Source organism: Nonomuraea turkmeniaca (assembly GCF_005889735.1).
GTDB lineage: Bacteria > Actinomycetota > Actinomycetes > Streptosporangiales > Streptosporangiaceae > Nonomuraea > Nonomuraea turkmeniaca.
Genome location: NZ_VCKY01000020.1, coordinates 49,117 through 75,324, shown reverse-complemented (window position 1 = coordinate 75,324; position 26,208 = coordinate 49,117). Strand labels below are relative to the sequence as shown.

The following is a 26,208-nucleotide window of genomic DNA, read 5'->3' as shown; positions in this document are numbered from 1 at the left end:
GAACATCACGAACCCCAGCAGCGCGGCGACCGCCAGTCCCCCGAACGCCACCCACGCCAGCGCCCGGCTCCCCGTGATCAGGCCGGCCACCCAGCACACCAGCGCCGACACCGCCAGCGTCGGATGGGAGAAGACCAGGGTCGCCGGGAACCGGGTGACCTTGGCCCGGCGCATGCCGTCTCCCGCGAGCCAGAGGTAGAGCAGGTACATCCCGGCGAGTGCGGCGATCGTCCACGTCCCGGCGGTGACCAGACCCACGGGCCCCTCCCCTGTCCGTACCATCCCTGTTGTCACGTTAAGCCGAGAGTCACCGGTATGTCTTCGCATAAGCGAAAGCGGCATCTGCACCGATCGCCGGACGGGGTGGCGAAGCTGGGTGGGAAGGTTGTCGGCAGGGTGTGTCAAGGTAGAGGGGTGCGGCGCATCTATCCCGACATACAGGACAACCCGGACATCATCCAGGCGTACGCCTACCCGGAGGCCCGGCCGTGGCTGCGGCTCAACATGGTGGCGAGCGCCGACGGCGCCGCCTGGCTGAAAGGCCGCTCCGGCGGCCTGTCCAGCAGCGGCGACAAACGCATCTTCCAGATCCTGCGCGGCCTGGCCGACGTCGTCCTCGCGGGCGCCTCGACGGTCCGCAAGGAGGGGTACGGCCCGGTCAAGCCGCGTGACTCCTGGGCGGAGATCCGCGCCGGCCGCCCCGAGGTGCCGCACATCGCGGTCATCAGCCGCAGCCTCGGCTTCGACCTGGACGCCGAGCTGTTCACCGACGCCACCAGCAAGACCATCGTGATCACCTGCGAGGCCGCGCCCCACGATCGGCGCGTGGAGCTGGCCAGGCACAACGACGTCATCGTGGCCGGTGAGGACACCGTCGACATGCGGCTGGCGGTGGCGCAGTTGCACGGGCGGGGGCTGACGAGGATCCTGTGCGAGGGCGGGCCCCGGGTCAACGCCCAGCTGTCGGCCTGCGGCCTGGTCGACGAGCTGTGCCTGTCGATCAGCCCAATGCTGGTCGGGGGCGGCGCGGCGCGCATCCAGAACGGCGAGCCCGCGCAGGTCGGGCTGGATCTCAGCCAGGTGCTGGAAGAGGAGGGGGTCCTCTTCTGCAGGTACGTGAGGGAGCGGAGCTCATGACGGAACCGATCGGGACGGTGGAAGAGCCGGAGCCGGTGCCCAATCTGCCGGTGCGGCCACCGGTGCCACCCATGCTGGCCAAGCCGGTCAAGGCCATGCCGAAGCAGAACGGCACGCTGTTCTACGAGCCGAAGTGGGACGGATTCCGCTGCATCGTGTTCCGCGACGGGGACGAGGTCTATCTGGGCAGCCGCAACGAGCGCCCGTTCACGCGCTACTTCCCCGAGCTGGTCGAGGCGGTCAGGGTCGAACTGCCGGACAAGTGCGTGGTGGACGGCGAGATCGTGCTGCCCATGGGATCGCAGCTGGACTTCGACGCGCTGCAGCAGCGCATCCATCCGGCCGCGTCGCGGGTGAAGATGTTGTCGGAGCGCACGCCTGCCCAGTTCATCGCGTTCGATCTGCTGGCGTTGGGCGACGAGTCGCTGATGGAGAAGCCGTTCGCGGAGCGGCGTGCCCGGCTGGAGGGGATCTTCCCGGAGAAGGTCGGGTCCGTCCGGCTGACGCCGGTCACGACCAGCGACGAGCAGGCGGGTGAGTGGTTCGAGACGTTCGAGGGCGCGGGGCTGGACGGCATCATCGTCAAGCCGGGCGACCAGCCCTACGTGCCCGACAAACGCACGATGTTCAAGGTCAAGCACGAGCGGACGGCAGACGTCGTGGTGTGCGGCTACCGGGAGCACAAGTCCGGCCCGATCGTGGGGTCGCTGCTGCTGGGGCTCTACGGCGACGACGGCAGGCTGCACCACGTGGGGGTGGCGGCCTCGTTCCCGATGGCGCGCAGGGCCGAGCTGGTGGAGGAGCTCAGGCCGCTCGTCGCCGAGCTGAGCGAGCACCCGTGGGGGCACTGGGCCGAGCAGGCGGCGGCCAACCTCGGCCAGCCGGCCGCGGGGCCCGCGAGGGGCGGGCAGCGCGTGCCGGGGGCGGTGTCACGGTGGAACGCCAAGAAGGATCTGTCGTTCATCCCGCTGCGGCCTGAGCGGGTGATGGAGGTGGCCTACGACCAGATGGAAGGCGACCGCTTCCGGCACACCGCGCAGTTCCGCCGCTGGCGGCCCGACCGCACGCCGGAGTCGTGCACGTACGAGCAGCTGGAGCGTCCGGTCAGTTACAACCTTGACGATATCCTTGCCCGCTAGCCCAATATCCCGTTATATCTCGACTTATGAGTACTGGGGATGAGTTGAAGGCAGCTGTGTCCGCCCGCCGGGATCTGGGGCCTGAGTTCGAGGACGCCATCGTGGAGTCGTTCCTCGACAAGATGGGCCAGGAGGTCGACCGGCGGGTGGACGAGCGCCTGGCCCAGGCGGCCCCCAAGTCGGCGGCCCACCAAGGGCCGAGCGACGCGCAGCGGCTCGCCCTGGCGATCGTGTCGCTCAGCCTCGGCACCCTCACCACCATCTTGTTCGTGCTGATAGGCGACGGGCGGGCGGGCTACGTGGTCCCAGTCTGGATCGCGATCATCATCGTCAACGTGTTGTTCAACAACCGGGGCAAGAGCGGCTAGGCCAGCCAGATGAGCCCCGCGAAGCGGCCGCCCGGCTGCTCGCGGCGGTGTGAGTAGAGGTCTTCGGACTCGATCGTGCAGCGTGCGTCGTGGCGTATGTCCGTCAGCCCCGCCGCCCTGAGCTGGGCCTCGATGCCGGCCCGCAGGTCGAGCGCGGGTGTGCCCCACGACGTCGTGGAGCGTGTCTGGGGCACCTTCGACGCCACCTGCTCGCGCAGCTCGGCGGGCACCTCATAACAGCGGCCGCAGGCGCCGGGCCCCACCAGCGCGACCATCCTGCCAGGCTCGCCGCCCTTGGCGGCCATGGCCGTCACCAGGGCGGTGGCGATGCCGGCCTCGGTGCCGGGGCGGCCGGAGTGGGCGGCGCCGACCATGCGGGCCTCCGGGTCGGCCACCAGCACCGCCGGGCAGTCCGCCCCGAGCGAGGCCAGCGCCAGCCCCGGCTCGGTGGTGAACACGCCGTCGAGCGGGGGCGGGTCCGCGCCGAACGGCTCGCTCACGTACGCGACGTCGGCGCTGTGGACCTGGCGCATGAAGACGACGGCCCGCACGCCCAGCTCCGCCACCAGACCGGCGCGGTTGGCACGCACGGCCTCGGGGTCGTCCCCGACCAGGCCGCCGAGGTTGCGGGAGCCGTACGGCGGGGCGCTGACGCCTCCGTGGCGGTCGGTGACGGCGACGTGCACTCCGGGGGCCAGCTGCATGCCCTAGATCCTAGAGTGCTGGGAGAGCGAACACAGGACGAGGAGACCGCCCATGACCAGCCTTGCCGATCTGCACACGCTGATGGCGCGACTTGGGCACCCGGTGGTGCAGGCCGCGTCGCCCGCCGGGACGAGCTTCGCGGACGGCGCGCCGTACCGGTTCGAGATTCCCAGCGTGGAGGGGCCCGCCGTGCTGGAGGCCGTGGTCGCGGAGGCCGACCGGCTCGGCGTGCCGGTCGCCAGGATCTCTCAGGGCAGCGGCGTGATGATGCTGACGGACGATGAAATCTCCGACATGGCGAGGATCGGGGCCGAGCGCGGTATCGAGGTGAACCTGTTCCTCGGGCCGCGGGCCGCCTGGGACACCGGCGGGCAGGCCAAGCTCACGCAGGCGGTGGGGGCTTCCGCACGGGGCAACACGATGGTGGCCGCGTGCGTGGCCGACGCCCTGCGCGCCTGCTCGCTGGGCATCCGCAGCCTGCTGGTGGGGGACCTGGGCACGCTGGAGGTGCTGCGGGCACTCAAGGAGGACGGCACGCTACCGGCCAACCTGGTGCTGAAGACGTCCGTGCTGCTGCCGCTCACGAACGGCCCCACCGCCGCGATCCTCGAACGGCTGGGCGCCACCACGGTCAACGTCGGCACCGACCTGACCGTCCCGCACCTGGCCGAGATCCGGGCCGCGACCCGGCTGCCGATCGACCTCTACCTGGAGGTGCCGGACGACCAGGGCGGGTTCGTACGGTTCTACGAGGCTGTGGAGATCGTCCGGGCCACCGCGCCCGTCTACCTCAAGATGGGGCTGCGGAACGCGCCCAACATCTACCCGTCCGGCGGGCACCTCGGCGCGGTGCCGCGCGAGCTGGGGCGCGAGCGGGTGCGGCGGGCCGCGCTGGTGCAGCGGCTGATCGAGGAACTCGACCCGGAGCTGGCCAAGCGGCAGCCCGCCCAGTCCCACCCTTCCGACCTGGGCGTGCCCGAAGTTTAGGCGTGCAGGCGGTGGATCGTGAGCGGGCCGCCGCCCCAGCGGCCGATCGCCTCCTCGTCGGCGAAGGCCAGCACGCGCATCATGTTGCCGCCGTCGCTGAGCTCCACGTTGCGCCGCAGCCGCGTGACCAGATCGGGCGCCAGGTTGGTGGTGCCCGCCTCGATGGTGTCGCCGTAGTGGGGGGCGAAGGCGACGCCGGCGAAGCCCGTACGGCCGAGCAGCGTGCGCACGGTCTCCGAGGAGTAGAACATCAGGTGGTTCTTGGTGAAGCCGCTCCACGCCGCCCCGTACGCCTTGAGCAGCAGCGACCGGGCGTTGACGGTCAGGATGAGCAGCACCCCACCGGGCGCCAGCAGCCGGCGGAACGTCTTGAAGTCCTCCAGCGGCCTGGGCAGATGCGCGAGCACCGACCAGAGCGTGATCACGTCGAACCCGCCCGCCGCGATCTCCGGCACGTCCTCGGGCGCGCCGAAATAGGTCCGCGCCTTGCTCAGCCGTTCGTTGGCCTGCTCGACGGACTCCGGTGACAGGTCCACCCCGTAGGCCTCGAAGCCCCGCCGCTCGGCCAGCTCGAGGAACAGGCCCACACCGGAGCCGAAGTCCAGCAGCCGACGTTCCTTGCCCTCGTCGAACACCGGCGAGAACGCCTTCATGGTCAGGTCGTAGCGGCGTTGCCGGTTGGCCGCGTACTTGCCGGACAGGAACTTGCTGTAGCCGGTGGCGTACAGGTCGCCGAGGCGTTCTGGGCGGACGTTCGGATTGCGGTAGAGGAAGCCACACGACGGGCAGCGGACGACGTAATAGCGCCACGATCCCGTCTCGCCGGCCGGCTCGAACAGCGGCTGCTGGCGGGCCTCCCCGCACATCATGCAGCTGAGGAACTCCTCGATCTCGCCCAGCGATCTGAGCCGCCGGTAATCGTCCAACGGCAAGACCGGCGCGCGCCTGGTCAGCCACTTCCATTGCGCCTCGCGGATCATCCGCTCGCCGGGCCGCACGTAGACGCGCTGACCCCAAGGAACACGGTCATAACGGGAGCCGTACGCCAGCCGCCCCAAAAGTCGTCGATATGACATAGCCACCACCCTGCGAAGCGTCTTGCCCCGCACTCTCGTGACTATGCGCCCGTGTTCGGGCGCTTTACAGGCTCTTGAGTGACGAGACGCGGGCTCTCATCGACATTTCTGGATTTATGGCCGGATGTTATCAAGCAAGCATATGCTTGGGTGCGTGCCTGACTATCGTAATCTCATCGGCGGCGAGCTGGTCGCCGCGGCCCGGACGATGGATTCGGTCGACCCGGCCACCGGCGAGGTGTGGACGCAGATCCCCGCGAGCGGCCCCGCCGAGGCGGAGGCGGCCGTGGCGGCGGCCCGCGCGGCGTTTCCTGCCTGGTCGGCGCTGCCCGCGCTGGCCAGGGCGCACTATCTGCGCAAGGTGTCGGAGGTCTTCGGCCGGCATGCCGAGGAGCTGGCCAGGCTGGAGACGCGCGACAACGGCCGGATCCTGCGGGACACGCTGAAGAAGGACCTGCCGGGCATGGCGTACCTGTGGCAGCTGGCCGCTGGGCAGTGCCTGGACGCGGTCAAGGGTGACACGGTCATCCTCGGGCCGGACGCGCTCGGGCTGACACGGCGCGAACCGTTCGGCGTGGTGGTCTGCATCATCCCGTGGAACTCCCCGATCTCGACGTTCTCCGCGAAGGCGGCGTACGCGCTGGCGGCCGGCAACACGGTGATCGTCAAGCCGGCCGAGCAGGCCAGCGCGTCGGTGTTGCGGCTGGGCGAGCTGCTGGCCGAGGTGTTCCCGCCCGGCGTGCTGAACATCGTCAGCGGCATGGGAGAGGCGGTCGGGGACCCCCTCGTGCGGCACCGCGACGTCGGCAAGATCAGCCTTACCGGCTCGACGGCGACCGGCCAGGCGATCACCCGGGCGTCGGCGGACGCGCTGAAGCCCCTGATTTTCGAGCTGGGCGGCAAGTCCCCCAATATCGTCTTTCCCGATGCCGATCTGGACGCGGCTGCCCAGGGCGTCACCGTGAACTCCATCTACACCGGGAACGCCGGCCAGGTGTGCGTGGCCGGCTCGCGCATCCTCATCCACCGCTCGATCTGGGACGAGATGCTCGGCCGGATCCGGGACATCTGCGCCGGCCTGGTGCTGGACGACCCACAGGACCTCGGGACGACGATGGGGCCGATCGTGTCGGCCGGGCAGTTCGAGCGCGTGACCTCGTACCTGGAACTGGCCGAGAAGGACGGTGCCAGGCTGGTCTTCGGCGGCCGGACGGGCGCCGAAGTCGTGCCTGGGCTGCCGGGCGGCTATTGGGTGGAGCCGACGTTGTTCGCGACGGAGGACAACTCGCTGCGCGTGTGCCAGGAGGAGATCTTCGGGCCGGTGGCGGTGGCGCTGCCGTTCGAGACGGACGAGGAGGCGCAGGAGATCGCCAACGACTCGCCGTACGGGCTGGCGGCCGGCGTCTGGACCCGCGACCTGGGGAGGGCGCACCGCTTCGTACGGGATCTGCAGAGTGGCACGGTGTGGGTGAACACATTCCGGCAGATGCCGCCGGGGTTGCCGTTCGGGGGCGTCAAGGACAGTGGGTACGGGCACGATTCGGTCCTTGAGTTCACTCGTGAAAAGGCCGCCATTATCCAGATTTAGTGGGATAGATTTGCCCCTCGTGAGCGAGGGGATCAAGGACCATGACGGGCTTTCTGCGGCAGCCGCCCAGTCGCGGGCATCGGTGCTGCGTAGCCGCGCCGAATCGTACATCGCCCTGTCGCGGCACGAGGCCGCGATCGCGGACCTGACGGAGTCGATCGCCCTGGCGCCCGGCAACGCCCGCGCCTGGCGCCTGCGCGGCGAGAGCCACCGCATGATCGAGCGGTACGAGGCCGCGCTGGAGGACTTCGACGAGGCGCTGAAGCTGGAACCGGACAGCGCGTACGCGCTCGGCTCGCGCGGCCAGACCCACGCCGCGATGGGCCGCCTGGAGGAGGCCATGGCCGACTTCGACCACGCCCTCACCCTCTCCCCCGACTCCCTGTGGATCCTGGAGGCGAAGGCGGACGCCCTGGTGGACCTGGACCGCCTCGACGAGGCCCTGGACGAGCACGCCAAGATCCTCGCCCTGAACGGCGACCTGCCGTACTCCTGGGTGGCCCGAGGAGACTTGTACCAGCGCCTGCACCTGTACGCCGAGGCGATCGACGACTACACGAAGGCGCTCGACCTGGAGCCCGAGCACGTGCGCGCCCTGAGCAGGCGAGGCGAGGCCTTCCGGATGGCCGACCGGTACGAGGAGGCACTGGTGGACTTGAGCCGCGCCCTGGAGCTGGACCCGGACAATGATCGGGCGCTGGGGAGCAGGGGCGCGGTGCTGAGCGAGCTGGGCGACAACGAGGCGGCACTGAGCGACCTGGACCGGGCGATCGAGCTGGACCCTGAGTATGTATGGGCGTATCGGGTGCGCGGCGAGATCTTCCAGGAGCTGGATCGCCACGAGGAAGCGGTCTCCGACTTCACCCAAGCCCTCCACCTGGAATTCGGCGACTAGGGGGTCCGTGGGGGATCAGTCGTCCTGCGCCGCAGCGCTGCCATGGGCGCGCGAGCCGTACGCCGGCCCGAACACCACCAGCAGCGCCAGGTCCTCGGTCACCTCGTCGAACCGGTGCTCCTCCCCCGCCGGCACGAAGATCACCGCCCCTGGGCCCACCTCGGCCGTGCCGTCCGGTGTCACGATCTTGGCCCGCCCCGCGGTGACCACGTAGATCTCGTCCTCGGTGTGCGGACTCTGGCTGTCGAGTCCGCCGGCCGGGATGCAGTACGTCCCCACCGACAGGTCCGGCACCCTCAGGTTCTCCACCCAGTCGTTGGCCGCTCCGGCGGCGGGCGGCGTCCACTCCCCCGCACCTTCGATGATCCGCATGGCGGAAGCATAGCCATGGCCCCGCGAAGCGCCATGGTGCCGGAGGTGCAGCACTACGTCTGAGCTGCGGATTGTGCCCGTTTCATCGCCGTCTGCCGGGTAGGTGGTGCGGGCTCGCAGGAGGGGAGACTGACATGTGTCTGAGCTGTGGCTGCGGAGAGCCGGAGAACGATCACGGTAATCCGGCCAACATCACCACACAGGATCTGCAGAGTGCCGCTCAAGCGGCGGACATCAGCCCGCAGGAGGCCGCCGAGAACATCCAGGCCGCAGTCGGAGCCGGGTAAGGCGCCGACCGCTCCTCGCGGCGCGTCGGCCGGGTCGGCGCGCCGCCACGGGGTGCGGCATCCGTACTTCGGCTTCAGCGCCCAAGCCGCCTTGCGCTACTCGGCGTTCGCGCGGAGCCATTCGAGGGCTTGCGCGGCCGAGTGGAGGACCGAGATGTGCCCGTCCTCCGGGTAGAGCCGCAGCTCGGCCCAACGGCCGTGGCGGGCCAGCCACTCGCCGTGCGAGCTGGGCACCACCCGGTCCTGACCGCCGTGCAGGAGCAGCACCGGTGCGGTCACCTCGGCAGGATCGCAGCCCCAGGGGGAGACGTACGCGAGGTCGTCGTCGATCAGCCCGCCGGGACCACCCTCCAGGGCTGGGCCGACGACGCCGCCGAACCAGGACCATTCCCCCTCGAACGCTGCGTGATCCACTGGGGCGAACATCTCCGGGTCGTACTCGGCCGCCGCCTCGTGCCGCTCCTTCGCCGCGCGTCCCGCGACAGCGGCACGCAGGGAAGCCTCGCCAGAGGCGGACATGCCCGCGAACCAGTCGAGACCCTCCGCGCCGTACGGGGCGATTCCCGCCACGCTGACCGCGGCCGGCACCCGGTCGGGCAGCAGGGCTGCACAGGCCAGGGCGTGGGAGCCGCCGCCCGAGTGGCCCATGACGGCGAACCTGCCGATGCCCAGAGCGTCCGCGACCCGGTTGACGTAGCCCGCCGTCGAAGCCAGGTTGCGGCCTCGGGCAGGGGTGGAGCCGCCGTAGCCAGGGCGGTCGTACGACACCCAGCGGATGCCGAGACGGTCAGAGGCCGGGAAGAGCGGTGCTGGGGGCGTGCCGATGTTGGGGGTGCCGTGATGCCAGAAGACGGTCAGCCGATCGGCGGCGTCGGCAGCCGTGTCGTAGACGTGCAGCGTGCGGCCGGCGCCGAGGTCGAGGTCAAGCTCTTTCACCACGCGGCGAGCCTAATGACCGCGGAATCCGCGCGCCAGGTGGCTCACCGGGGCCGTACCACCGCACGGCCCCGGTGAGTCTGTCAGAGGGCGAGCAGGGCGTTGACCGGTAGGCGGGAGTCGGACAATGGGCGCATGGCGATGCGGAGCAGCGCCAGCGCGTTGTCGTCGCCCGCGATGCGGTTGGCGCTCAGCTCGCCGCACGACTGGCAGTGATGGATGATCAGCCACTCCCCGTCCGGCCGGACGGTGACGCTCAGCGCCGCCATCCGGCCCCGGCAGCCCGCCCGCCGGTCCCCCGGGATGCGGTGGTCGACGTGCAGGCTGGTCAGGCAGTGCGGGCAGTGGTTGCGGTGCGCGGTGCCCGGCGCGATCATCGGTACGTCCAGGCGGCAGCCGACGCAGCGGAACGCGTCGGCCGGCTCCCCGTGATGATGCGTGGTCTTGCGCCGTTGCGGCCTTTCCCTGGCCGGGTTCTTCCTGGGCATGTCACAGGTCGCCGAACGCCTCGAGCGGGAACGGCGGCTGCGCGAGCGGGCGTACCGCCATGCGCATGAGGATGAGCTGGTTGTCGTCCCCGCAGATGGGGTTGGACGTCAGCTCACCGCAACGGGTGCAGCGATGGATGATCATCCAGTCTCCGGTACGGAGGACCGCGATCGAGATCGGGATCATCCGCGACCGGCACTCGGACGGGCCGCCCTCCACGCGGTCGAGGACGTGCTGCGAGTGCAGGCAGCTCGGGCAGTGGTTGCGGCGCGAGCCGTCAGGCGCGGTCGCCGTCACGGTCAGGCCGCATCGTACGCACGGGAAGGTCTCGGTGTTGACGATGGAACGTGGTTTGCCGTTGGCAGCCAACGCAGGTGCTCCTTGCCAGAAACGAATGGGATGAAGACAGCAAGGAAGTGCGCCAGGCGAGCCACGCGATGGGCGCGGCACGCCGGTGCCGCAGGCGGTCCGGCCTCGGTCAGTCGATGTCAGGTGTGGGTGGACTCAGAGGCGGGATTCGCCGGCAGCACGTCGAGGCGCACGTGGCGCGGTGCCAGTCATAAACCCACTCCCTCCGGGGCGGCGTGACCCGCCCATTCGACTCGGCCACGTGCGAGGGTAGTGGCGCCGGGTCGCGCGCCGCCAATGGTTTTCCGCCGGCGAGCCCGCCCCGGCGCTAGTGACCGGCCTGGACGGCGCTTCCGGGAAGACCGTCCAGCGCCCGCAGGAGAACATTGAGCGACTCCTCCGGGGCCTGCGCGGCCGTGTCGATGACGATGCGGTCCCGGTCCCACGGCTCGTATTCGCGGTCGATGATCTGCTGCCAGTCGGGCGGGTGGAGGTCGGGGATGTCGATCGACCGGGAGGTCGCACGGTGCCGGTGCTCGATCGGGTCCGAGCAGATCACTTCCACCTCTGCGGTCGGTACGTCCGCCTTGGTTCCCACGTCTCGCCAGGCGTCACGCGTGATCGCCAGCGGGTTCACGGATTCCGCGATCACGGTGAGCCCGCCGCGAAGGTGGTCCTCGGCCAAGGCGTACCCCACGGCGTAACCGGCGTGCCCGAGGAGCCGGCGGGCCAGGCCGGACCGGACGATCGCCTGCTCGATGGTGTCGATGCGCAGGTGCACTGCGCCCATGTGCTTGGCGAGGAGGCGGGCGAGTGTGGTCTTTCCCGTCGCGGGCAGGCCGCCGATGACGATGAGCATGCGGTCCATACTGTCCCGGCCCGGGCGAGGTGCACTGGAGACCGACCGAATAAGCTTCTAGATTCGGACTCATGGGCATCGGGCTGACCGAGGAACACCTGGCGCTGGCCGCGTCCGTTCGAGGACTGGTGGAGCGGACCGCCGATCACGCGGCCCTTGCCGGGCAGGGGCTGCTGGGGCTGCATCTGCCGGAGGAACGCGGCGGGCAGGGGTACGGGCTGCTGGAGTCGTGCGTCGCGCTCGAGGTGCTGGGCGAGCGGCGCGTGGCCGGCCCTTACCTGCCGACGGTTCTGACCTCGGCGGTTCTCGCCCGCTCAGGCGGCGGCCGGTACGGGGATCTGGTCAACGCGCTCGCCGACGGCTCGATGACCGCGGCCGTCGCTCTCCCCGCCGACGCCCTGGTTGCCGGTGCCACAGGCGGCCCGGCAGGCGGTGCCGGGGTGCTCGCCCTGGGGGCGTGCGACGCCGACCTCTTCCTCTTGCCGGCAGGCGGTGGCGCGTGGGCGGTGCTGGGTCGTGACGACGTCGCTGCCGAGCCCGCCGAAGGCGTCGATCTCGACCGGTTCCTCTGCTCCGTGACGCCGCGCGGGCGGGTCCCCGCCGACCGGGTGCTGGCCCACGCGCCGGTACGGGAGATCGCCGCGATCGTGCTCGGCGCCGACGCGTGCGGCGTCGCGGCGTGGGCCGTGGCGACGGCGGCCGACTACGCGAAGGTACGGGAGCAGTTCGGCCGGCCCATCGGGCAGTTCCAGGGCGTCAAACACCGGGTGGCGGCCGCGCTCGTGGCGTTGGAGCAGGCCCGCGCCGCCGTCTGGGACGCCGCCAGGGCCATCGACGCGGCAGGCATCGATCTCTCGGACGAAACGCGGTTGGCGGTCGGCGTGGCGGCGGTGCTCGGGCCCGATGCGGCGGTGCGGTGCGCGGCGGACACGATCCAGGTGCTCGGCGGCATCGGCTACACCTTCGAGCACGACGCCCACCGCTACTACCGCCGCGCCCTGTCCGACCGCATGCTGGCCGGCGACCCAGGCCCCTGGGCCGAGGAGGCAGCCGGGCTGGCGATCCAGGGCACGCGGCGGGTGATGGAGCCGGACCTGCCGGAGGAGGCCGCCGCCGTCCGGGACACGATCAGGACGGAGGCGCAGTCATTGCGGGCGGAGGAGCCGGCGGCCAGGCGGGCCCGGTTCGCGCGCGAGGGCTGGATCATGCCGTACCTGCCCAGGCCGTGGGGCAGGGCCGCCTCCCCGCTCGAGCAGGTGATCATCCACCAGGAGTTCCGCGACCTCAAACGCCCGAACCTGGGCATCGCGGCCTGGGCGGTCCCGTCCATCGTCCGGTACGGCACCCGCGAGCAGCAGGAACGTTTTCTGCCTGGCACGCTCACCGGCGAGATCATCTGGTGCCAGCTGTTCAGCGAGCCCGGATCCGGCTCCGACCTGGCCGGGCTGTCGACGAAGGCCACGAAGGTGGAGGGCGGCTGGTCGCTGAGCGGCCAGAAGATCTGGACGTCGCTCGCGCAGTACGCCCACTGGGGCATCTGCCTCGCCCGCACCGCTCCCGAGCGGCCGAAGCACGACGGCATCTCGTACTTCCTGGTGGACATGTCCTCTCCCGGGGTCACCGTCAGGCCCCTCAAGGAGATCAACGGCGACGAGATCTTCAACGAGGTCTTCCTGGACGACGTCTTCGTACCGGACGACCTGGTCGTCGGCGCGGTGAACGAGGGCTGGCGGGTGGCCCGCGACACGCTGTCCCACGAGCGCGTCGCGCTCGGCGACTCCTGGGGCCCCGGCTCTCAGCACACCGACATGGTCAAGCTGATCGCCCGCCTGCCCCCGCTCCGGCAGGCGCAGCGCGAGCAGGCGGGACGCCTGTGGGCGGAGGGTCAGGCCATCTCGGCGCTCGGCCTGCGGGTGACGCTCTCGAAGTTGTCCGGCGCGGAGACCGGCGCCGCCTCCAGCGTCCGCAAGCTGCTCGGCATGCGGCACGCGCAGGCGATCTCGGAGTTCTGCTGGTCGCTGGACCCGGCGGACGCGTACTGGAACCGCATGATCCTCACCACCCGCGCGTTCACGATCGGCGGCGGGACGACGGAGGTACAGCTCAACATCATCGCCGAACGGGTGCTGGGCCTGCCGCGGGACCCGTGATCAGTTCTTGGGATAGTACGGGGCCGCCAGGTGCGCGTACACGATCGTGTTGTCCCGGTAGCTGTGCGCCTGCCGGTCGAACGCCCCGCCGCAGGTCACCAGCCGCAGCCCCGGATAGCGGAGCTTGCCGTAGACCTTCTTGGCGGGGAAACGGGACTTCGGCGTGTGCTCGACCTTGTCGACGACGAAGACGGCCACCGAGCGGTCGGCGCGCAGCACCTGCACCTGGTCGCCGCGCTTGACCTCCTTGAGGCGGGCGAAGACGGCGGGGCCGCTCCTGGTGTCGAGGTGCCCGGTGATCACGGCGGCGCCGCGCTGGCCGGGGACGGGGCCGTAGCGGTACCAGCCGGCCAGGTTCGGCGCGTCGAGCGGCGGGTTCTGGATGGCGCCGAGCGCGTCCAGGCCCAGCTCCGTCAGTGGCGCGGCGATGCCGATGGACGGAATGTAGACGGCGGTGGGTCGGGCGGCGGCCATGGGCTTGGCCATCTTGGAGAGCGGCACACCGGTGACCGGTCCCGCGGTCGCGACCGGCGCCGCCTCGTGCTCGCCGCCCACGATGCCGCTCAGCCCGAACCAGATCAGTAACACCCCGCCCAGGGTGATGACACCCGCCAGGGCCAGAATCAGCCGATGCCCGCCAGAGCGCGACGCATCCGCCACGTCCCCACGCGCGGGCGGCCGCTCGGCCACTCTAAGCGACATCCCGGTTCATGGCCTCACTCCGTTCGGCGGCTCGCCGCCGCCTTCCCCCGCTCTGGTCGCTACGCTTCCGCCGCTCCCCCAGACGACGGCACTCCCTCGGGGGCGGCGTCGTACCGCGAACCCGGCCAGCCCGGCGCCGGTCAGCAGCGCGGCACCGCCCAGCGCGAACGGCCACACCGGGCCGTCCTCCGCGAGCCCGCCCGCACCGGTCTCCGGGTGCCCCTTCGGCACCTTGTGCTGGCGCTCGCCCGCCGGTCGCCACGGATCCTCGTTCACCTCGGGCCCCGGATGGGACGGCCAGGGCTCCTCCTCCGGTGCAGGTGCGCTCGACCAGGAATCCTCCGGTGTGGGCGGGCTCGACCAGGTGCTGCCCGGTGAGGATTCGTCGCAGAGGATCGGCAGCGGTAGGAGGCAGGTGGAGCCCACGCCCGGCACCTGTTGGCCGGTCTGGGCGGAGGCCGAGGCGGTGCCGATTCCCGCCGCCAGGCTCACCCCTGCCACCACGAATGCTGTGACCGCTCCGGCGGCCGCGAGACGTCGTGCTCTTGCCATGAAGGCTCCCGAATTCGTCGGTTGTCGCCCCCGATGCACCAGAGAGCCTTGCGAACTATTGGACCGGGAGTCAAGTAATGTGACCGAAGTGAAACAGGCAGATACGGAGTGTTTGGTCGGCCGCTGACGTGGCAGAAGTACCCCCTTAGGGGGACAAAAGCCATGAGTCAACCACAACAGCCCGAACTTCGCAGATCAGGCAAGGCGGCCACCGACTCCACATCCGCCCACGCCATACCCGAGACGAAGAGCGGCACCAAAGGGCGGTCCATCCGCCCGCACGGGACCGACAAAGGCGGCAAAGGCGGCGGCAAGGGCGGAGGCGTGCCTCCCGGCCAGCGGTCGCCCTATCCGGAGTGAGGCCGAAGGTGAAGGGCAGCCTGCAGTTCATCGGAAACGCCACCACGCTGATCCGCTACAACGGCTTCACACTGCTGACGGATCCGAACTTCCTGCATCGGGGTCAGCGGGCGTACCTGGGGTACGGCCTCAGCTCGCGCCGCCTGACCGACCCCGCCTTGGAGATCGAGGACCTGCCGCCCCTGGACGCGGTGGTGCTGTCCCATCTGCACGGCGACCACTGGGACCGGGTCGCCCGCCGGGGCCTCGACAGGGACACGCCGATCATCACCACCACTACGGCAGCTCGTAAGCTGCGCTGGTGGGGCTTCCGCAGCAGCGTGGGCCTGGAGGAATGGCAGCAGCACAAACTACGCGGCCCCGGCGGCACCGTCGTGATCACCGCTCTGCCCGCCAGGCACGCGCCCGGCGCGGCCGAGGCCCTGCTACCGCCGGTGATCGGCACGATGCTGGAGTTCTGCAACCGGGACGAGCGCGTCGAGCTGCGCCTGCACATCAGCGGCGACACCCTGCTCGACCGCCGCCTGGACGCGATCCCGCGCCGCTTCCCCGAGATCGACCTGGCCCTCGTTCACCTGGGCGGCACCAAGCTCGGGACACTGGTGGTCACGATGGACGGCGAGCAGGGCGCCTCATGGGTGGACGTGATCAATCCCAAGACGGTCGTGCCGGTGCACTACGACGACTACACGGTCTTCAGCTCGTCGCTGGACGACTTCCGGCGGCAGATCGAGCAGGTCGGGCTGGCCGACCGGGTGGTCTACCTGAAACGGGGTGAGACCCGGGAGCTCGCCCCGCACCGGCTCATCCGCCATTGAGGTCGCGGCGGTGCAGGCCTGCTCAACGACCTTCCCGTCCCGGATGATGGTGATCCGGTCGGCGAGGGTAGCGATGCCGGCATCCTGACCGTCGCCGATCTGATCGAGCGGCTGCGGGTCAGCCCCGCGTCGATACCTCCGCCCGTCCGGAGGGGCGACGTCTCTCAGTCGGCGTTTCTGGCGCGGCTCGGCTGGACGCGCATCGGCTCCCCCGGCATCTTCGGGTAGTTCGGCGGGTACGGCATGTCGCCGCGCTCGTCCTTGGCGTACATCTCCAGCAGGGGCTCGATCGAGTAGGCCCGGTCGTCGATGGCCGCGTGCACGTCACCCACCTCGGCGAAGCGGGCGGGCACCGTGCGGAGGTCGAAGTCGCGCGGGTCGGCGTCGGCCAGCTCGTCCCAGGTCAGCGGAGTCGACACGGGCGCGTGCGGCTGGGCCCTGACGGAGTAGGCGCTGACCACCGTGCGGTCGCGGGCGTTCTGGTTGAAGTCGATGAAGACCCGCTCCCCGCGCTCCTCCTTCCACCACGCCGTGGTCACCAGGCTCGAGTCCCGCTCCTCGACGGCCCTGGCCAGGGCGATGCCGGCGTGCCGGACCTGGATGAAGTCCCAGCGGGGCTCGATGCGCACGGCGATGTGCGCGCCCCGGTTGCCCGACGTCTTCACGAACCCGGTCATGCCGAGCTCCTCCAGCACGTCCCTGGTGAGGAAGGCGGCCTTGCGCGCGGCGTCGAAGTCGAGGCCGGGCTGGGGGTCCAGGTCGATACGGAGCTCGTCGGGGTGCTCGACGTCGGACGCCCGCACCTGCCAGGGGTGGAAGTCGATGGTGCCGAGGTTGGCGCCGTAGGCGATGGCGGCCACCTCGGTGACCCGGAGCGACTGCGCCGTGCGGCCGCTCGGGAACGTGACCGTGACCGACTGGAGCCAGTCGGGGTGCTTGGGCGGCATGCGCTTCTGATAGATCGCCTCGGTCTGCACGCCGTCGGGGTGCCGCTTGAGGTTGGTCGGCCGGTCCTTGAGCGCCCGCAGCACGCCCTCGCCGACGCTCACGTAGTACTCGACCAGTTCGCGCTTCGTGGCGCCGATCTCCGGAAAGTACACCTTGTCGGGGTTGGTGACCTTGACGGTCCGCTCGCCAACCTCGAGCTCTATGAACGGCGATGCCATGTCACGAACCTACTCCTTTCGCTGGGCGAGGGAGTGCCGTCGGCTGGCGACCGAGCCCGCCTCACAGAGTGAGGCCATCAGCATGACAGGGCGGGCCCGCCCCGGAGCCGCCTCGGTGGCGGGACCGAGGGCTCGACGGGGCGGGCCAACAGATCGTCCGTCGCCGTTCCGGGCGCTGGCGCGCCACCCGGCCGGCCGTGACGATCCCCAGCGGCTCCAGCACGGGCGTGGGCTGTGCCGCTCGGCGGGATCTGCGGACGATCTCACCCCTTGGCAGGAGGCGATGACACCCCCTTGCCTACAAAGACGCGAATTCTGCCCAGAATGGATGCTTCACCCAGTGGAGATCTCTTTTTGCCGCATCTCGTACTCTTAGCGTATGGAAAAGGTCGTCAAGAGCGAGGCCGAGTGGCGGACCCAGCTTGCCCCTGAGGAGTTCCACGTCCTCAGGGAGGCCGGGACCGAGCGCCCGTTCACGGGGGAATACGTCGACACCAAGACCGAGGGCGTCTACTCGTGCCGCGCCTGCGGGGCCGAGTTGTTCCGGTCCGACACGAAGTTCGAGTCCCACTGCGGGTGGCCGAGCTTCTACGCGCCTTCCGACTCCGACACGGTGACCCTGATCGAAGATCATAGTCACGGCATGACCCGGACCGAGGTGCGGTGCGCCCGGTGCGACTCGCATCTGGGACACGTCTTCCACGGCGAGGGGTATCCGACTCCGACCGATGATCGCTACTGCATCAACTCGGTGTCGCTGCGGCTCGAACCCAAGGCGTGATCGACTCGCGACTCCGCGTACCAACCTTCTAGTTCGGGTAAAACTCTCTGCGTGCGCTTCATCCATCTGCGTCACCGCTGGGTGACGATCGAGACCATCGGTCGCGTCGTGACCCAGCGGTGCGAGACGTGCACGAAGACGCGGGTACGCGTGCGCTGAGCCGTTCAGTCCGGCGCCGGATGGGTGACACTGCAGCTCTTGTCCCAGGGGCCGAGGATGTTGGCGAGCACCGGGTTGCCGTTCTCCCCGAACCTGGCCTGCACGAACACCACCGGCCTGGCCACCCTGGCGGCCTTCAGGTAGGCGAGGCCGCGCTTGCACAACGTTATGGCGTGGCCGGAGTTGTGCGCCGTCGCCGGTAAATCGGTATAAATCCGCAAATATCCGCCAATGGTACGGATGTCTTTGATGCGTTTCAGCGCCTTGTCCTCCGAGCCCCAGCGCGTACGGAAATACTCGGCCGCCTGCCGGTCCGTGTGCGCCGAGGGCCCGTCGGCGCGGTAACCGTCGGTGTCGTCCATCCCCGGCACCAGCAGCACGGCCTCCTCAGGTGTCTCCTGCTCCGGCGCCGAGCCCTCGACCGTGTCGGGAGCGGCGGTCTGCTCCGGCACGGGCTTCTTGGTCTCCTTGGGCGCGGCCTGCTGGACCTCGTGTGCCTTGGCCTGCGTGCTCGCCCTGGGGCTCGCCGCCCCCGCCCGGCCGGGCACCGCCGTGGAGCGTTCCTCCTCCGCGCGGACCTGCGGCCCGGACGCCCCGGGCTGCGCCGTCGACCTGGAGGCCGCCGGCGCGCCGCTGAAGGTCCCGTTGACGCCCAGCAGCCCGGCCACCCCGCCGGCCAGCGCCAGTGCCCCCAGCACCAGCGTTCGCCCCCACCGCCCGGCACGGCGACGCCGCCGCCCGTGCCGTGAGCGACCCGCCGCGTGCCGACCGGCCGGGCTCCGTCTGCGGCCCGGCTCACCGGATGTCTCCACCCCGCCCTCCTTGCCCTCGTGGAACGTGCCACCCGCACGTCACATCCCACGAACAAGGGATTTCCCTGATTGTGACAAAGGGGATAGATCACGTCAGTTAGATCGCCAACTTGGGTCTAACTCAGGGCGGTACGCGGGTCAGGGCAGGGCGGCCACCAGCTCGCGGACCGGCTTGCGGGCGCCGGTGTAGAACGGGATCTCGACACGGGTGTGCCGGCGGGCCTGCGCGCCCCGCAGCGTACGCATCAGGTCCACGATCCGGTGCAGCTCGTCGGCCTCGAACGCCAGCATCCACTCGTAGTCGTTGAGCGAGAAGCAGGCCACGGTGTTGGCCCGCACGTCGGGATAGTCGCGCGCCATCCTGCCGTGCTCGGCCAGCATGGCCCGCCGCTCGGAGTCCTCCAGCAGATACCACTCGTACGAGCGGACGAACGGATAGACGCTCACATACGCCCGCGGCTCCTCCTCCGCGAGGAACGCCGGGATGTGCGACTTGTTGAACTCGGCCGGCCGGTGCAACGCCATCGCCGACCACACGGGCCTGCTGTGCCGCCCGAGCGTGGTGCGGCGGAACCTGGAGTAGACGTCCTGCAGGTCCTCGGGCGTCGATGCGTGCCACCAGAACATGTAGTCGGCGTCGGCCCGCAACCCGGCCACGTCGTAGACCCCCCTGGTCACGACGTCCTTGCCGGCGGCCTGCTCCAGCAACTCTTCGACCTCGCCCGCCAGGCCGTCGCGGTCGACGGGACACGGCTCGGTCACCTGGAAGACCGACCACATCGTGTAACGGATCACCTGGTTGAGATCGCGGGCCTTGAGCCGCGGGGCTGCCTCTGTCATGTCACCTATTCTGCTCGCAGAGACAGGTGGTCCAGAATCCGGGCGGCGGCCGTACGGGCGGTGCCGACGCAGGCCGGGATGCCGATGCCGTCGTAGGCGGCGCCGCAGACGGCCAGCCCCGGCTGCATCGCGACCGCCGCGCGCACGCGCGCCACCCGGTCCAGGTGGCCCACGTTGTACTGCGGCAGCCCGCCTCCCCAGCGTGTCACCCGGCTGTCGACCGGCAGCCCGCGCGTGCCCATGACGTCGGCCATCTCGGCCATGGCCAGCGACACCAGCTCGACGTCTTCGCGCTGCAGCAGGTGCTCCTCGCCGACCCTGCCGATCGAGCAGCGCAGGATCACCAGGTCACCGGCCAGGTGGGGCCATTTCACCGAGCTGAACGTGACCGCCTTGACCGGACGCCCCTCGACGGGCGGCACCAGATAGCCGCTGTTGACGGGCGGCTCGGGGAAGGCGTCCAGCGGATACGCGAGCGTGACGATGGCCATGCTGGCGTACTCGATCCTGGCCAGCTCACCCGCCGCCTTGGGCGCCTGCGCCTTGAGCAGCCGGGCGGCGGCGGGGCCCGGCGTGGCGACGATCACCGCGTCGGCCTCGAGGGTCTCGGGCCTGGGCACCGGTCCGGTCACCAGCCGCCAGCCCTGCTCGGTCCTGTGCAGCTCCCGTACGGTGACGCCCGTCCTGACATCGGCCCCCGACGCCTTGGCGACCGCCTCCGGGAGCGCGCCGACGCCGCTCCGCAGCGACGTGAAGACCGGCCCGGCGTCCTTGGGCGTCTCCCCGACGAGGTGTCTGGCCGCCGTCAGCAGCGAACGCTCGGACCGGGCCACGGCCGCCACCCGCGGCATCGTGGCCTCCAGCGACAACATGTCGGAACGGCCCGCGTAGACGCCGCCGAGCAGCGGCTCGACCAGCCGGTCCACGACCTCGCCGCCCATCCTGGCGCGGATGTAGGCGGCCACGGACACGTCGGTGCGCACCAGCGTGGGCGGCAGGATCTGGTCGAGCGGCACGCGCAGCAGCCCGCCGGGCGAGATGATGCCCGACTTGGCCAGCTCGGTCAGGTCCGCGGGCACGCCCATGACCTGCCCTTTCGGCATCGGTCGCAGCGCGCCCCTGGTGTAGATGGCCGACTGTGTGGTGCCGGGGAACATCAGGTCGTCGCCGAGCCCGACCGCCCTGGCCAGCTCGGTGCCCTCGGGCCGCCGGGCCAGCATGGCCTCCGCGCCCGCGTCGACGCTCACCCCGGCGACCTCGGAGACGTGCAGCTTGCCCCCGATGCGCGGGCCCGCCTCGAGCACGGTCACCTTGACTCGCTCGCCGGCGCCCTGGCGGATGTACCACGCGGCGGCGAGACCGGAGATCCCTCCGCCGACGACGACCACGTGCGCCCGATTCCCTTCCACGTCTCCTGACGCTACCGCCTCATCGGCTCGGCCAACCCCTCGGGGCGCGGGGGGAATGCCCTCGCCCGGCGAGGGAGCGCCGTCGCCCGGCGAGGGAGCGCCGTCGTCTGGAGGAGCGGCGGGAGCGGAGCGACCAGAGCGGGGGAAGGCGACGGCATAGGGCGACCGAGCCCGCCGAACGGAGTGAGGCCATAAGCAAGGCGCCGGACAGTGACCGTACCGTGATTGCCGCTCTCAAACCGGGGTGATCCGCACGCCGTCTTAAAGGCATGAGAAGAATCCGGTACGGCATCGCGTTATCGGCCGCCTGCGGCGTCCTGCTCCTGACGGGCTGCGGGGGCGGGTTCGCGACCGAGCAATCGGGTGCGGCACCTGCACCCGCGTCGTTGAGCGAGCCCGAGACCGCCGTTCGGGACCAGGCCGTCCAGGAGCAGGCCAAGCCCCAGCAGACCGGCGGAGACGGCATCGTCTCCAACGTCAAGGTGACCCAGCAGAATCGGCAGGTCATCTACACCGGCAGCATGTCCGTGCGGGTCAAGAAGGTCGCCACGGCCGTCGCGCAGGCCAAGCAGATCGTGACCACGGCCGGCGGGTACCTGTCCAAGGAGGAGAGCAGCTCGGCCAACGACTCCCGGGACTCGGCGACGCTGGAGTTCAAGATCCCGCCGAACGGGTACGGCGGGGTGCTGGAGCGGCTTGGCAAGGACCTGGGCATACAGCTCTCCATGAACCAGACCACCCAGGACGTCACGTTGCGGATAGCCGACGTCAACAGCCGGCTGAAGTCGGCCGAGCAGGCGCTGGAGTCGCTGCGTTCGCTGCTGAAGCGGGCCGACACGATCGGGCAGGTGCTGCAGGTCGAGCGGGAGATCTCCACCCGGGAGGCCGACCTCGAGTCGCTGCAGGCGCAGCAGAAGGAGCTGGCCGCCCAGGTGTCCATGGCCACGCTGACGCTTCAGCTGTTCGGGCCGGTCGCGGTCGTGGAGGAGCCGGAGGAGGAGCCTGCCGGGTTCCTCGGAGGACTCAAGTCAGGGTGGAACGGGCTGGTGTCGTTCACGAAGGTGGTGCTCACGGTGCTGGGAGCGTTGCTGCCGTGGACGATCGCCGCGCTGCCTCTGGTGGCGCTGCTGGTCTACTTGGTCCGCCGCGACCGGGCCCGCCGCCCGCGGATCCCGACGCCCCCGCCGGGCCCGCGCCCCGGCGACCCGGGCCCGGAAACCGCCTGACCCAACCCGGCGACCCGGACCCGGAAACCGCCTGACCCAACCCGGACCCGGGGACCCGCCTGGCCGAGGCCAGGCGTCAGGAGTCGGGGGTGAACTCGTGGACCAGGTCGGTGAGGCGCTTGAGCTGGTCGGGGTCGGTCGAGGGGAGCACACCGTGCCCCAGGTTGAACACGTGCCCTTCGGCCGCCCGCCCCCGCCGCAGCACTTCGCGGGCCTTGCGCTCGACGACCTCCCAGGGCGCCAGAAGAATGGCGGGGTCCAGGTTGCCCTGCAGCGCCTTGCCTGGCCCGACCCGGCGGGCGGCCTCGTCCAGCGGCACCCGCCAGTCGACCCCCACCACGTCGGCGCCGGCCTCCCCGAGCACGCCGAGCAGCTCGCCGGTGCCCACGCCGAAGTGGATGCGCGGGACGCCCTCGACGCCCTCGAAGATCCGCCGGGTGTGCGGCAGGATGAACTCCCGGTAGTCGTCCGGCGCCACCGCCCCCACCCAGGAGTCGAAGAGCTGCACGGCCGAGGCGCCCGCCGCGATCTGGATGCGCAGGTGCTCCAGCACGATCCCGGACAGCCGCTCCATCAGCTCGTGCCACAACTCCGGGGCGCCGTACATCATGGCCTTGGTCCGGTCGTGGTTCTTGGACGGGCCGCCCTCGATCAGGTAGGAGCCGAGCGTGAACGGCGCCCCGGCGAACCCGATCAGCGGCGTGCCGCCCAGCTCGCCGGTCAGCGCCCGGATGGACTCGGTGACGAACGGCTCGTCGTCGGGCTCCAGCGGGCGCAGCGCCTCGAGCCCCTTGGCGTCGCGGATCGGGTCGGCGACCACGGGCCCGACGCCCGGCTTGATGTCGAGGTCGACGCCGATGGCCTTGAGCGGCACCACGATGTCGCTGAAGTAGATGGCCGCGTCCACGGCGTACCGGCGGACCGGCTGCATGGTGATCTCGACGATGAGGTCCGGCGTCGCGCAGGCGGTGAGCATCGGCACGCCCTCGCGCACTTTCAGGTATTCCGGCAGCGACCGGCCGGCCTGGCGCATGTACCAGACCGGGGTGTGCGGAACGGGCTGGCGGCGGCAGGCACGCAGGAACGCTGAGTCGGCGAGATTCACCCCACAAGGGTGCCATGTGCGGGGGCCGGTCCCCGCATCGGTGAGCGAGCTGTCGGAAAAATATGCATTGGACGCCCCAATTCATGATCAGATAGCAGGATGAAGGTTTACCGGTCTGCTCGGCCTCGGCATCGCACAGGCGTCGAACACGGCCCATGGCGTACCAGAGAGCCGGTCTCGACTGGGTCAAATGTTCGCCAACCCACCGCGCGGCACCGATTCAGCGACCACTTTCGGGACACGCCGAGCGCGTTGCGGGGAATTGTCAGCGGCTCGTGCCAACGTCGGAGCCACGACCCGAAGAAAGGCTCCGGTGCGATGACCGCGTTGTGGAGTTCCCCAGAGCGCCGCAGTGAGCGCTGCGTTTCCTGCGCTGGTGAGCGACTGTTCGAGCAGCCGCCGTGCTTCGACGGACACGAACCGGGAGAGTGCCCGGACTGGGCCTGCGTCGAGTGCGGCCACGCGATCATGCTCGGCTCGGCCGAGTCCATCAGAACGGTTCGCCGGCTCGTTACGGCAGCGGCTTGATCACCAAGGATGAGCACCCCCGTGGTCCCCTTTCGTCCGACTTCGACCTACGCTTCGGCTATGACACTCGGTGACCAGCCACCGCCTCCCGCGGCGTTCACGCGCGCGGCGGAGAGCCTGCGGCTGTCCGAGGTCAGGCCGGAGATCGAGCTGGAGGACCTGCCCGCGCCCCAGCGGCTGGCCCCCTACTCGGCCGCGATCGGCGCGTCGGTCTACCGCGATGACGACGAGCTCGCGGTGGGCAGGCTGATCCTGCTGTACGACCCCGACGGGCAGCGCGGCTGGGAAGGCCCGTTCCGGCTGGTGGCCTACGTGCGGGCCGACATGGAGCCGGAGATCACCTCCGACCCGCTGCTCGGGCCCGTCGCGTGGAGCTGGCTGACCGAGGCGCTCGACGCGCATCAAGCCGACTACTCCGCCGCTGGCGGTACCGTGACAAGAGCTGTGTCAGAGGGGTTCGGCAACAAAGCCGAAGACCCGGTCACGACCGAGCTCGAGCTGCGGGCGTCCTGGTCGCCCGCCCAGGAGGATCTCTCCGGCCATGTCGCCGCCTGGTGCGACCTCATGTGCCTGGCGGCGGGGATCCCGCCGCTCCCGCCGGACGTGGCCGCGCTGCCCCGCCGACGTGACGATCCGGAGAGTGACCGAACGAAGTGAGGGCACCAGTCAATACAGCACCCGCGTCATGAGGTCGGTGAACTCATGACAGAAGAACGTACCGTCGAGCCCCTGCTCGAACCGCGCGAGGGCATCCCGCCGGTGATCGCGGACGCGGCCGGCCTCGCCATGGTCGTGGAGCGGTTCGCCTCGGGCAGCGGCCCGGTGGCGGTCGACGCCGAGCGTGCCTCGGGCTACCGCTACGGCAACCGCGCCTACCTCGTGCAGCTGCGCCGGGCCGGTGCCGGGACCGCGTTGATCGACCCGATCGGCTGCCCCGACCTGGCCGCGCTCGACGCGGCCGTGGCCGACGCCGAGATCGTGCTGCACGCCGCCTCGCAGGACCTGCCCTGCCTGCTGGAGGTGGGGTTCCGGCCGCGCGAGATGTTCGACACCGAGCTGGCGGGACGGCTGCTCGGCTACGAACGAGTGGGACTCGGCACCATGGTCGAGACCGTGCTCGGGCTGCGGCTGGAGAAGGGCCACTCGGCCGCCGACTGGTCGACCAGGCCGCTGCCCGAGGATTGGCTGCGGTACGCGGCGCTCGACGTGGAGGTGCTGGTCGAGCTGCGGGACGCGCTCCACGGGGAGCTGACGGAGAGCGGGAAGCTGGAGTGGGCGCGCGAGGAGTTCGCCGCCGTGCTCGACACCCCGCCGCCGATGCCCCGCTCCGACCCGTGGCGGCGTACGTCGGGCATTCACAAGGTACGCAACGTGCGGGCGCTGGCCATCGTGCGCGAGTTGTGGACCATGCGTGATCGGCTCGCCCGCGAGGCCGACCTCGCGCCCGGCCGGGTGCTGCCCGATGCGGCGATCATCACGGCCGCGCTCGAAGGGCCGCGCACCAAGAAGGCTTTGACGGAAATTTCGGCTTTCACCGGGCGCAGCGCGCGCCGCCACATGACCGACTGGCTCGCCGCCGTGAACCGGGCCCGCAACCTGCCCGACAACCAGCTCCCCCAGCCCAGCACACCCGGCGACGGTCCGCCGCCGCCCAACCGCTGGGCCGACCGCGACCCGGCCGCCGCCAAACGCCTGGCGGCGGCGCGCGCCGTGGTGGCCGCCCTGGCCGACGAGCACCACATGCCGACGGAGAACCTGCTGCAGCCGGACGCGGTGCGGCGGCTGACGTGGGAGCCGCCGGACGAGATCACGGACGAGACGGTCACCGCGCGGCTGCGCGAACTGGGCGCCCGCGAATGGCAGCTGTCCCTCACGGCCCACCCCCTTGCCAAGGCCCTGTCCCGCCTGGAGGTCCGCGGCGAGCCCCTTTCATGACCATCTGTTACGCGTTGCCGTGGTCGGCCACCCACCGCACTCCGGCTGCCGGAGCGGCGAGCCTGGGGCGGAGAGCGGTAGCTTGCGTGACCAGCGGAGCCCCGTGCGAGCGCGACCATGAGCAGGGCGCGGCGAGCCTGGGGCGGAGAGCGGTAGCTTGCGTGACCAGCGGAGCCCCGTGCGAGCGCGACCATGAGCAGGGCCCTCCAGGAAACGGCCTCTGACCCTTCACAAGTCACCCGCCGTTACGCGAGCACACGTCGACCGGCTCCGTGGGGCCAGTGGGCCTCGCGCGGCATGGGGCCGGCGCGCCGAAGGACTTCTGCTGGAACCGTACGCGCCCGGCGGCGGGGGCCAGGCCCAGCGCAGCGGGCTGCGCGTCGCGCAGGACGCGCAGCCCGCACGTGTCGCGTACCTGATCGGGCGGATGGCGAAGAAGGGCAAGAAGAAGCAGGTCGCCCGCGAGTCGACCGGCGGCT

27 protein-coding genes are annotated in these 26,208 nt (G+C 70.6%); 12 read left to right on the top strand and 15 right to left on the bottom strand.

What is annotated here, in order from left to right:
* Positions 1–258: hypothetical protein (locus ETD86_RS08685; RefSeq protein ID WP_138665584.1), on the bottom strand; the 258-nt coding region annotated here is incomplete at its 3' end.
* Between the two features lie 156 nt (positions 259–414).
* Between ETD86_RS08685 and ETD86_RS08680 the strand changes: the two genes are divergently transcribed.
* Genes ETD86_RS08680 through ETD86_RS08670 form a run of 3 tightly spaced genes read left to right on the top strand, consistent with a single transcriptional unit; the run spans position 415 to position 2,644 of the window.
* A complete protein-coding gene (locus ETD86_RS08680; protein ID WP_138665583.1) occupies positions 415–1,137 on the top strand; it encodes a pyrimidine reductase family protein in 723 nt (240 codons plus the stop codon).
* Positions 1,134–2,276 (top strand): ATP-dependent DNA ligase, encoded by a 1,143-nt coding sequence (locus ETD86_RS08675; RefSeq protein ID WP_138665582.1) that lies wholly within the window; start codon positions 1,134–1,136, stop codon positions 2,274–2,276. The genes ETD86_RS08680 and ETD86_RS08675 overlap by 4 nt, the downstream gene beginning before the upstream one ends.
* Positions 2,277–2,302: 26 nt before the next feature.
* The gene (locus ETD86_RS08670; RefSeq protein ID WP_138665581.1) at positions 2,303–2,644 is read left to right on the top strand and encodes a hypothetical protein; all 342 of its coding nucleotides are present in this window, start codon (positions 2,303–2,305) and stop codon (positions 2,642–2,644) included.
* Here the strand turns inward: ETD86_RS08670 and pgeF are convergent.
* The gene (gene pgeF / locus ETD86_RS08665; protein ID WP_170222952.1) at positions 2,641–3,348 is read right to left on the bottom strand and encodes a peptidoglycan editing factor PgeF; all 708 of its coding nucleotides are present in this window, start codon (positions 3,346–3,348) and stop codon (positions 2,641–2,643) included. The two genes, ETD86_RS08670 and pgeF, sit on opposite strands and share 4 nt — an antisense overlap.
* Positions 3,349–3,400: 52 nt before the next feature.
* Between pgeF and ETD86_RS08660 the strand changes: the two genes are divergently transcribed.
* Positions 3,401–4,336: a hypothetical protein gene (locus ETD86_RS08660; RefSeq protein ID WP_138665580.1), complete on the top strand. Its 936-nt coding sequence runs from the start codon at positions 3,401–3,403 to the stop codon at positions 4,334–4,336.
* On the opposite strand, the gene ETD86_RS08655 is transcribed toward ETD86_RS08660, so the two are convergent.
* Entirely contained in the window at positions 4,333–5,412 is a 1,080-nt protein-coding gene (locus ETD86_RS08655) for a class I SAM-dependent methyltransferase (RefSeq protein WP_138665579.1), read from the bottom strand. The two genes, ETD86_RS08660 and ETD86_RS08655, sit on opposite strands and share 4 nt — an antisense overlap.
* 154 nt (positions 5,413–5,566) lie before the next feature.
* Here ETD86_RS08655 and ETD86_RS08650 point away from each other — a divergent pair, with 154 nt between their 5' ends.
* Complete coding sequence (locus ETD86_RS08650; RefSeq protein ID WP_246147786.1) at positions 5,567–7,000, top strand: aldehyde dehydrogenase family protein; 1,434 nt, start codon at positions 5,567–5,569, stop codon at positions 6,998–7,000.
* A gap of 19 nt (positions 7,001–7,019) precedes the next feature.
* Complete coding sequence (locus ETD86_RS08645) at positions 7,020–7,895, top strand: tetratricopeptide repeat protein (RefSeq protein WP_170222951.1); 876 nt, start codon at positions 7,020–7,022, stop codon at positions 7,893–7,895.
* Between the two features lie 15 nt (positions 7,896–7,910).
* Here ETD86_RS08645 and ETD86_RS08640 read toward each other — a convergent pair whose 3' ends face one another.
* The 5 genes from ETD86_RS08640 to ETD86_RS08620 all read right to left on the bottom strand — a co-directional run bounded on the left by ETD86_RS08640 (position 7,911) and on the right by ETD86_RS08620 (position 11,186).
* Positions 7,911–8,267 (bottom strand): cupin domain-containing protein, encoded by a 357-nt coding sequence (locus ETD86_RS08640; protein WP_138665576.1) that lies wholly within the window; start codon positions 8,265–8,267, stop codon positions 7,911–7,913.
* Between the two features lie 383 nt (positions 8,268–8,650).
* On the bottom strand, positions 8,651–9,493 hold the full coding sequence (locus tag ETD86_RS08635) for an alpha/beta fold hydrolase (protein WP_246147785.1): 843 nt from the start codon (positions 9,491–9,493) through the stop codon (positions 8,651–8,653).
* An 80-nt stretch (positions 9,494–9,573) separates the two neighbouring features.
* Positions 9,574–9,978 (bottom strand): RNHCP domain-containing protein, encoded by a 405-nt coding sequence (locus ETD86_RS08630; RefSeq protein WP_138665575.1) that lies wholly within the window; start codon positions 9,976–9,978, stop codon positions 9,574–9,576.
* Between the two features lies 1 nt (position 9,979).
* Positions 9,980–10,348, bottom strand: a complete 369-nt coding sequence (locus tag ETD86_RS08625) for an RNHCP domain-containing protein (RefSeq protein WP_138665574.1) — start codon at positions 10,346–10,348, stop codon at positions 9,980–9,982.
* Between the two features lie 307 nt (positions 10,349–10,655).
* Positions 10,656–11,186, bottom strand: coding sequence for a P-loop nucleotide/nucleoside kinase family protein (locus ETD86_RS08620; protein ID WP_138665573.1), 531 nt, complete (start codon positions 11,184–11,186; stop codon positions 10,656–10,658).
* A gap of 71 nt (positions 11,187–11,257) precedes the next feature.
* Here ETD86_RS08620 and ETD86_RS08615 point away from each other — a divergent pair, with 71 nt between their 5' ends.
* Entirely contained in the window at positions 11,258–13,336 is a 2,079-nt protein-coding gene (locus ETD86_RS08615) for an acyl-CoA dehydrogenase family protein (RefSeq protein ID WP_138665572.1), read from the top strand.
* Here the strand turns inward: ETD86_RS08615 and ETD86_RS08610 are convergent, their stop codons facing one another.
* Together ETD86_RS08610 and ETD86_RS08605 are read right to left on the bottom strand one after the other, a co-directional pair.
* The gene (locus ETD86_RS08610) at positions 13,337–14,038 is read right to left on the bottom strand and encodes a class F sortase (protein WP_138665571.1); all 702 of its coding nucleotides are present in this window, start codon (positions 14,036–14,038) and stop codon (positions 13,337–13,339) included. It abuts the gene before it with no gap.
* Positions 14,039–14,044: 6 nt separating this feature from the next.
* A complete protein-coding gene (locus ETD86_RS08605) occupies positions 14,045–14,590 on the bottom strand; it encodes a hypothetical protein (protein WP_138665570.1) in 546 nt (181 codons plus the stop codon).
* Positions 14,591–14,958: 368 nt separating this feature from the next.
* On the opposite strand from ETD86_RS08605, the gene ETD86_RS08595 reads away from it, so the two are divergent.
* Positions 14,959–15,768 (top strand): MBL fold metallo-hydrolase, encoded by an 810-nt coding sequence (locus tag ETD86_RS08595; protein ID WP_138665568.1) that lies wholly within the window; start codon positions 14,959–14,961, stop codon positions 15,766–15,768.
* A 164-nt stretch (positions 15,769–15,932) separates the two neighbouring features.
* Here ETD86_RS08595 and ligD read toward each other — a convergent pair whose 3' ends face one another.
* Entirely contained in the window at positions 15,933–16,934 is a 1,002-nt protein-coding gene (gene ligD, locus ETD86_RS08590) for a non-homologous end-joining DNA ligase (protein WP_138665567.1), read from the bottom strand.
* Positions 16,935–17,313: 379 nt separating this feature from the next.
* Here ligD and msrB point away from each other — a divergent pair, with 379 nt between their 5' ends.
* Positions 17,314–17,715 (top strand): peptide-methionine (R)-S-oxide reductase MsrB, encoded by a 402-nt coding sequence (gene msrB, locus ETD86_RS08585; RefSeq protein WP_138665566.1) that lies wholly within the window; start codon positions 17,314–17,316, stop codon positions 17,713–17,715.
* Positions 17,716–17,879: 164 nt separating this feature from the next.
* Here the strand turns inward: msrB and ETD86_RS08580 are convergent, their stop codons facing one another.
* The 3 genes from ETD86_RS08580 to hemG all read right to left on the bottom strand — a co-directional run bounded on the left by ETD86_RS08580 (position 17,880) and on the right by hemG (position 20,935).
* The gene (locus ETD86_RS08580) at positions 17,880–18,572 is read right to left on the bottom strand and encodes a hypothetical protein (RefSeq protein ID WP_138665565.1); all 693 of its coding nucleotides are present in this window, start codon (positions 18,570–18,572) and stop codon (positions 17,880–17,882) included.
* Positions 18,573–18,824: 252 nt separating this feature from the next.
* Positions 18,825–19,526: a hydrogen peroxide-dependent heme synthase gene (gene hemQ / locus ETD86_RS08575; RefSeq protein ID WP_138665564.1), complete on the bottom strand. Its 702-nt coding sequence runs from the start codon at positions 19,524–19,526 to the stop codon at positions 18,825–18,827.
* Positions 19,527–19,531: 5 nt separating this feature from the next.
* The gene (gene hemG, locus ETD86_RS08570) at positions 19,532–20,935 is read right to left on the bottom strand and encodes a protoporphyrinogen oxidase (RefSeq protein WP_138665563.1); all 1,404 of its coding nucleotides are present in this window, start codon (positions 20,933–20,935) and stop codon (positions 19,532–19,534) included.
* A 269-nt stretch (positions 20,936–21,204) separates the two neighbouring features.
* On the opposite strand from hemG, the gene ETD86_RS08565 reads away from it, so the two are divergent.
* Complete coding sequence (locus tag ETD86_RS08565; protein WP_138665562.1) at positions 21,205–22,161, top strand: DUF4349 domain-containing protein; 957 nt, start codon at positions 21,205–21,207, stop codon at positions 22,159–22,161.
* A gap of 76 nt (positions 22,162–22,237) precedes the next feature.
* Here the strand turns inward: ETD86_RS08565 and hemE are convergent, their stop codons facing one another.
* Positions 22,238–23,242 carry a uroporphyrinogen decarboxylase gene (gene hemE / locus ETD86_RS08560; RefSeq protein ID WP_281286889.1) on the bottom strand — a complete coding sequence of 335 codons (1,005 nt, stop codon included), beginning with the start codon at positions 23,240–23,242 and terminating at the stop codon, positions 22,238–22,240.
* A gap of 612 nt (positions 23,243–23,854) precedes the next feature.
* On the opposite strand from hemE, the gene ETD86_RS08550 reads away from it, so the two are divergent.
* Both ETD86_RS08550 and ETD86_RS08545 read left to right on the top strand, forming a co-directional pair.
* Positions 23,855–24,451 carry a DUF3000 domain-containing protein gene (locus ETD86_RS08550; RefSeq protein WP_138665559.1) on the top strand — a complete coding sequence of 199 codons (597 nt, stop codon included), beginning with the start codon at positions 23,855–23,857 and terminating at the stop codon, positions 24,449–24,451.
* 45 nt (positions 24,452–24,496) lie between these two features.
* Positions 24,497–25,729, top strand: a complete 1,233-nt coding sequence (locus tag ETD86_RS08545; RefSeq protein WP_138665558.1) for an HRDC domain-containing protein — start codon at positions 24,497–24,499, stop codon at positions 25,727–25,729.
* Positions 25,730–26,208 lie beyond the last annotated feature (479 nt).